The following is a 942-nucleotide window of genomic DNA, read 5'->3' on the forward strand; positions in this document are numbered from 1 at the left end:
CGCTGCTGCCCACCGTGCGCGCCGAAGGCCTGCACGGCGGCGTCAAGTACTGGGACGGCCAGTTCGACGACGCGCGGCTCGCGGTCGCGCTCGCGCGCACGGCCGCAGCGCGTGGCGCCTGCGTCGTCAACCACTGCCGTGTCGATGGCCTGCTGCGCGAGGGCGGCCGCGTGACGGGCCTGCTGGCGCGCGATGGCGAGAGCGGCGAGCGCTTCACCGTGCGCGCCGCCTGCGTGGTCAATGCGGCGGGCGTCTGGGTCGACGAGATCCGCGACCTCGACCGCGAACCCGGCACGCCGAGCCGCGCACCGATGGTGGCTCCGAGCCAGGGCGTGCACCTGGTCGTCGACCGCAGCTTCCTGCCGGGCGACCACGCGCTGCTGATCCCGAAGACCGCCGACGGCCGCGTGCTGTTCGCCGTGCCCTGGCTCGGCAAGACGCTGCTGGGCACGACCGACACGCCGCGCGAGGATCTCGCGGCCGAGCCGGCGCCGTTCCACGACGAGGTCGAGTTCATCCTGCGCGAGGCCGGCCGCTACCTGAGCCGCGCCCCGGCGCGGGCCGACGTGCGCTCGGTCTGGGTCGGGCTGCGTCCGCTGGTCAAGCCGCCGGAAGACGACGGCGGCAACACCAAGGCGCTGTCGCGCGAGCACACGGTGCTGGTCGGGCGCTCGGGCCTGGTCACCGTGACCGGCGGCAAGTGGACCACCTACCGCGCGATGGCCGAGGACGTGCTCGCGCGTTGTGCCGAGGCCGCGCTGCTGCCGGCCCGGACGGCGGGCGTCACCGTGCGCCTGCCGCTGGCCGGCTCGCCGGCCGAGGCGTCGGTGTCATTGACGCGCAGCCCCGGCGAGGCGCGCTACGGCACCGACCTGCCGGCGCTGCGCCAGCTGCCCGGAGCCGACCGCTGGCTGTGGCGCGACGGGGAGGGCGGGCTGACCG

The 942-nt window shown here is 76.0% G+C and carries 1 protein-coding gene; it reads left to right on the forward strand.

The genetic code is table 11. The features are described 5' to 3' along the window. Positions 1-942, forward strand: a 942-nt coding sequence (locus AC1D01_RS36610) for a glycerol-3-phosphate dehydrogenase/oxidase (RefSeq protein WP_477874701.1), incomplete at both ends; no start/stop codon positions are given.

It is taken from the genome of Rhizobacter sp. P3_B12 (assembly GCF_056402895.1).